General features: G+C 71.1%; 4 protein-coding genes and 1 pseudogene. 3 read left to right on the forward strand and 2 right to left on the reverse strand.

Going from position 1 to position 5,824, the window contains the following annotated elements; translation table 11 throughout:
* Positions 1-97 precede the first annotated feature (97 nt).
* Entirely contained in the window at positions 98-1,630 is a 1,533-nt protein-coding gene (locus AB0C36_RS42295) for an amino acid permease (RefSeq protein ID WP_358364908.1), read from the forward strand.
* A 99-nt stretch (positions 1,631-1,729) separates the two neighbouring features.
* Here AB0C36_RS42295 and AB0C36_RS42300 read toward each other — a convergent pair whose 3' ends face one another.
* A complete protein-coding gene (locus AB0C36_RS42300) occupies positions 1,730-2,677 on the reverse strand; it encodes an AraC family transcriptional regulator (RefSeq protein ID WP_358364910.1) in 948 nt (315 codons plus the stop codon).
* Positions 2,678-2,805: 128 nt separating this feature from the next.
* On the opposite strand from AB0C36_RS42300, the gene AB0C36_RS42305 reads away from it, so the two are divergent.
* Positions 2,806-3,630: an SDR family oxidoreductase gene (locus AB0C36_RS42305; protein WP_358364912.1), complete on the forward strand. Its 825-nt coding sequence runs from the start codon at positions 2,806-2,808 to the stop codon at positions 3,628-3,630.
* An 82-nt stretch (positions 3,631-3,712) separates the two neighbouring features.
* Here the strand turns inward: AB0C36_RS42305 and AB0C36_RS42310 are convergent.
* Positions 3,713-4,059: pseudogene (locus tag AB0C36_RS42310) on the reverse strand (DUF1330 domain-containing protein).
* Between the two features lie 219 nt (positions 4,060-4,278).
* Here AB0C36_RS42310 and AB0C36_RS42315 point away from each other — a divergent pair.
* Positions 4,279-5,691 carry a glycosyltransferase family 39 protein gene (locus AB0C36_RS42315; RefSeq protein WP_358364915.1) on the forward strand — a complete coding sequence of 471 codons (1,413 nt, stop codon included), beginning with the start codon at positions 4,279-4,281 and terminating at the stop codon, positions 5,689-5,691.
* Positions 5,692-5,824 lie beyond the last annotated feature (133 nt).

Below are 5,824 nucleotides of genomic sequence, written 5' to 3' on the forward strand. Positions count from 1 at the left end.
CGGGCGAATCACCCGTACGCGCCGACTGCTATATAGGAGTGTTCTAGTCCAAATCGGCTATTCATGACCTGACACCGAGCGAAGCGGGGGTCAGGCCATGGCTACGTCGAGTCCATTCCGGACCAAGACGGTCGAACAGTCGATCCGTGACACGGAGGATCCCGAACACGGGCTCAAGCGCGCCCTCTCCGCACTGGACCTGACGGTCTTCGGTGTCGGCGTCATCATCGGCACCGGCATTTTCGTGCTGACCGGCACCGTCGCGCGCGACACCGCGGGCCCCGCGGTCGCCATCTCCTTCGTCGTCAGCGGCTTCGTGTGCGCGCTGGCGGCGCTGTGCTACGCGGAGTTCTCGTCGACGGTCCCGGTGGCCGGATCGGCGTACACGTTCGCGTACACCTCGATCGGCGAGCTGCCCGCGTGGATCATCGGGTGGGACCTGATCCTCGAACTCGCCCTCGGCGCCGCGGTGGTGGCGGTCGGCTGGTCGGGCTACGTGCAGTCGATGCTGGATTCCGCCGACATCACGCTGCCCAACGCGATCAACGGCGGCACCGACGACGACTGGGGCTTCAACCTCCCGGCGTCGCTGCTGGTGCTGCTCCTGACCGTGATCCTGGTCTTCGGCGTCAAGCTGTCGTCCCGCTTCACCGCGATCATCGTGGCCGTCAAGGTGACCGTGGTGCTCGTGGTGATCTTCGCGGGGCTGTTCTTCGTCAAGGCCGACAACTACTCGCCGTTCATCCCCGAGAAGCAGCCGCAGACCGGTCCCGACGACGGGCTCAAACAGCCGCTCATCGAGTGGATGAGCGGCTTCGAGCCGACCACGTTCGGCGTCATGGGCATCTTCTTCGGCGCGGCGACGGTCTTCTTCGCGTACATCGGCTTCGACATCGTCGCGAGCGCCGCCGAGGAGACCAAGCGGCCGCAGCGCGACCTGCCGATCGGCATCCTCGGCTCGCTGGGCATCTGCACGGTCCTGTACGTCGCCGTGTCGATCGTCGTGACCGGGATGCAGCACTACACCGAACTGTCCATCGACGCACCGCTCTCGGACGCCTTCAAAGCGGTCGGGCACGGCGGGTGGGCCTGGGTGATCAACGTCGGCGCGGTCGCGGGCCTCATGTCGGTGACCATGATCATGCTGCTCGGCCAGAGCCGGGTGTTCTTCGCGATGAGCCGCGACGGCCTGATCCCGAAGTTCTTCAGCGAGACGCACCCGGTGTACCGCACGCCGTACCGCTCCACGATCGCGCTCGGCGTCGTCGTCGCGGTGGTGGCGGGTGTGATCCCGCTCAAGGAGCTCGCCGAACTGGTCAACATCGGCACGCTGTTCGCGTTCGTGGTGGTCTCGATCGGCGTGATCGTGCTGCGCCGCACGCGCCCCGACCTGCCGCGGGCCTTCCGTACGCCGTGGGTGCCGGTGCTGCCGATCGTGTCGGTGCTGGCCTGCCTGTGGCTGATGATCAACCTGCCGGTCGAGACCTGGTGGCGCTTCCTGGTCTGGATGGCGGCCGGGTTCGTCATCTACTTCCTCTACAGCCGCCGCAACAGCCGCCTGGGCAAGGCGGCATCGGCCGCCGGCTCAGGCGTCCCCGGGCCTCCGCGGACGGGCGCCGACGGCCGCTGACGGCCGAGCCGACCTGACCGCCGCTGACGGCCGGGCCGACCTGACCGCAGCAGCCCTACCGCGGACGGCTCTACCGACCACTTGCCGGGCCTGCCGCGCCTATACGGGGGTCGCGGCGGCCTGGCGGCGGAACTCCCCCGGCCGGGTGCCGCGCAGGCGCGTGAAGGCCGCGCTCAGCGCATAGCCGTCGCTGTAGCCGACGCGCCGTGCGATGGCGGCCACGGTGTCGTCGGTACGGCGCAGCAGGTCGGCGGCGAGCGACACGCGCCAGCCGGTGACGTACGCCATCGGCGTCTCGCCGACGACGCGGGTGAACCGCTGGGCGAACCCGGCACGCGACACGCCCGTACGCGACGCCAGTTCGCCGACGGTCCAGGCGTACGCCGGGTCGTCGTGCACGAGCCGCAGCGCGTGGGCGATCACCGGGTCGCCGAGCGCGCGGTACCACGCGGGAGCGTCCGCGCCCAGGCCGTCGAACCAGGTGCGCAGCGTGGACACGAGCAGGAGGTCGAGCAGCCGGTCGAGGAAGACCTGCTGGCCGGCGCGGTCGACGGCGACCTCGTCGAGAAGCATGAGCATCAGGGGGCAGTCGGCGAGATCCGCCGGCACGACGACCACCTGCGGCAGTGTCGCGAGCAGGTGCGTGCTGATGTCCTCGCGGAGCTGGTAGCCGGCGGTCAGGAGCACCGACTCCGCGTCCGGCCGGTCGCCCCAGGTGCGATGGCCGATGCGGCTGGACTCGGTGAGGTCGCGGCCGAGTTCGTCGGTGCACTGGTCCTCGGCCAGGACGACCACGCGCGGGGCGGCGTCGGGCGAGCAGGCCACGGTGAACGGCGCGGGCCCGCGGACGATCGCCGCCGCGCCGGTGTCGAGGCGTACCGGGTCGCCGTCCTCGGGCAGCACCCAGCCGGCGCCGCTCGGCATGGTGAGCAGCGTGAGCGGGGCGTCGTTGGCGAAGCGGACCGCCCACGGAGAGTCCAGCAGGGAACGGCAGAACATCGCCCCGTGTGCGCGCGAGTCGTAGAGCAGAGTGGCGAGGGCGTCCATCGGCCCAGGATAGGCAGAGAGCGGTGATGGACGGGAGCCCACGGCGAAGTCGCGGATCTGGACGCTCGCACATCACCCGTGGATCCGCGAGCATTTTCCGTCCAGGCTCGGCAGGGTTGGCTGGACGCATGAACACAACACCGATTCTCGTCCTGGGCGGTACCGGCAAGACCGGCCGCCACGTCGTCGACGCCCTGGTCCGCCGGGGGCACCGGGTGCGTGCGGTCTCGCGTTCCACGTCGCCGCGTTTCGACTGGCACGACCGCGACACCTGGAAGGAGGCGTTGTCGGGCGTCGGCGCGGTCTACATCGTGGAACCGGACGACGGGCCGGTACCGCTGGGCGAGTTCAGCAGGCTCGCGGTCGAGGCTGGCGTCGTACGCCAGGTCCTGCTGTCGGCGCGCAGCCGCGACGACATCCACGTGGCGCTGAAGGGGGCCAGCGAGGCGGCCGTGCGCGAGTCCGGGGCGGAATGGACGATGCTTCGGCCCGCCTGGTTCCACCAGAACTTCACCGAACTCCCCATGTTCACCGAGTCGCTGGCGGCAGGTGAGCTGCGGCTGCCGACGGGTGAGGGGCGCGAGCCGTTCATCGACGCCCGCGACATCGGAGAGGTGGCCGCCGAGGCGCTGACCGCGCCGGGGCACGCGGGGAAGGTGTACGAGCTGACCGGGCCGCAGAGCCTCACGTTCGCCGAGGCGGTCGCCCTCGTCGGCGGGGCGACCGGCCGCGAACTCCGGTTCCGCGCGGTGAGCGAGGAGGACTACGCGACGGACCTGCTCGCCGCCGGACTGCCCGAGGAGCACCACGAGATGTTCATCGGCCTGTTCCGGGTGATCCGCGAGGGTCGGGCGGAAGGCGAAACGGGCGATGTACGCGAGGTGTTGGGGCGGGAGCCCCGCTCGTTCGCCGCGTGGCTGGCGGAGGACGTCGAGGTCACCCGGGGCGGGTGACGGGTGGTGGGCCGCGGGCGGGCAGGACGTCAGGGAGGGCGGCGCGGGCGGGGCGGGCTGTGCTCGGTCGGCGCAGGCGGCCTCACGCGGCGCCCGCGGCCTTGCGTATCGCGCGCACGGCCGCGGTCGGGGTGTAGCCGTCGGGCACGCCCTCGATCATGATGAGGTCGCCCTTGATATGCCGCGTGCGGAGGGGGCGATCTCCTGGTAGGCGGGGGAGTCGTACCAGGCCCGCGCCTCGTCGATGCCGGGGAAGCCGAGCATGACGACGCTGCCTGCCCAACTGCCTTCCTTGACCTCGTGCGTCGCGACGTGGACGAGGTAGCGGCCGCCGTACGGCTCCATCGTGCCGGGCAGGCGCTCGATGTACTCGGCGATGTCCACGTGCGGCGCGGCGTCCTGCAAGTTGGCGATGACGTATGCGGGCATGGTCTGTTCTCCTCGGTGCGTGTCGGGCGGGGGGTGCGGCCGGCTGATCCGGTCGTGCTTTCCGCAGGTCAAGAAGCTACGCGCGGATGAGGGGCACGGAATCAGTCACGCATCGGTACTGCGTCGCGTGCCAGGTCGGTAGATGGGGACAGTCCTTCCGAAAAGTAGTACTTTCACCGCGTTTGCAGCAGTGCGTAAGCAACCCGCTACGGTTTGCCCGTGCTTCGTCGTGCCCTCCGCGTACTGCTCCGCCCCGCCGTCTCCGGCGCCCTGCTTCTGGCCGTCGGCGCGGCCACCCACATCCCGTCGTTCCTCCGCGCGTTCTGGAACCCCGACGAAGGCTTCCTGGCCACTCAGGGGCGCATGCTGGCCACCGGGACGGACCTCTACACCGGCGTCGTCGACCGCAAGCCGCCGGTGCTCCCGTACCTGTACGCCGGCGTCTTCGAACTGTTCGGCACCGACCACCTCTGGCCGGTCAAGGCCCTCGCCCTGCTCGCACACCTGGCGACGGCCGCCCTCCTGCTCGTCCTCGCGCGCCGCCGCTACGGGCCCACCGCGGGCCTCGCCGCCGCACTCCTCTACCTCGTCGCCAGCATCGGCCTGTCGCCGCCCGACGCGCACGCGGCGAACTTCGAGGTGTTCATGCTGCCGGCGACCATCGCCGCCGTGGTCCTCGCGGATCGCAGGCGGTACGTCTGGGCGGGCATCGCGGTGGCGGTCGCCGCGCTGACCAAGCAGTCCGGGGGAGCGGTGCTGCTGCCGGTCCTGTGGCTGGCCTGGCGGCAGTCGGGACGCCCCGGCGTGCTGCGCGCGCTGGTCGGCACCGCCGCGCCCGTCGTGCTGGTCGCTCCGCTCTTCGGCGTCGGGCACTTCCTGTTCTGGGTGGTGACCGGGTCCGGCGGCTACCTGTCCCTCGAGGGCGGCTGGCTGCGCGCGGTCAGTCGTGCCGGGGCCAACCTCGGCATCGTCGTCGCCGCGGGGCTTCCGGTGGTGTGGGCGGCGTGGCGAGGGCGGCGCCTGCGGGCGGACGCGGACCTGTGGCTGTGGCTCGCGGCCTCCGTCCTCGCGGTCAGCGCGGGGACCCGCTTCTTCGGCCACTACTTCCTGCAGTTGCTGCCGCCGCTGACGATGCTCGGCGTGGCGGGCCTCGCGCGGGGAGTGCTGCGCTGGCGTACCGCCGCCTGGTACGCGGTGCTGTCGGCCGCCGTCTTCACGTGGATGGCGCTCACCTGGCCGCAGGCGAGGCTGGAGCACATCCAGTCGGTCGCCAGGACGGTCCGGTCGGAGACCAGGCCGGGCGAACACGTGCTGGTCTGGGGCATGAACCCCGCGATGTACTACTTCTCCGAACGCCCGCCCGCGACGCGCTTCCTGACCGCGGGCTTCCTCACCAACTTCTCGGGCGGCCGCCCGGAGCGGCAGGTCGGCGAGAGTCTCGCGATGCCGGGGGCGTGGGACCAGTTCGTCGAGGATCTGACGCGGACCCGCCCGGAGTTGGTGGTCGACGACTCGGGGCCGGCGGCGTACCGGCCGGACCGCATCCCGCGCTTCGAGGAGTACCTGAAGGCGAACTACCGGGAGGTCGCCCGGGACCGCCACATGATTATCTACCGGCGGGTGGCGTCCTAGCCGCATGTCGCGTCGCGCACGCAGGGCGGACGCGGCGGTGGCGCCGCACACGGACGCGGACACCGACGACGGCGAGGTCCGCACGGTCGTGTTGGAACTGAGCGCCCCGGAGGACCCCGCTCCCGTACGGTCC

Origin of the sequence: Streptodolium elevatio (assembly GCF_040649515.1) — a bacterium.
Lineage (GTDB): Bacteria > Actinomycetota > Actinomycetes > Streptomycetales > Streptomycetaceae > Yinghuangia > Yinghuangia elevatio.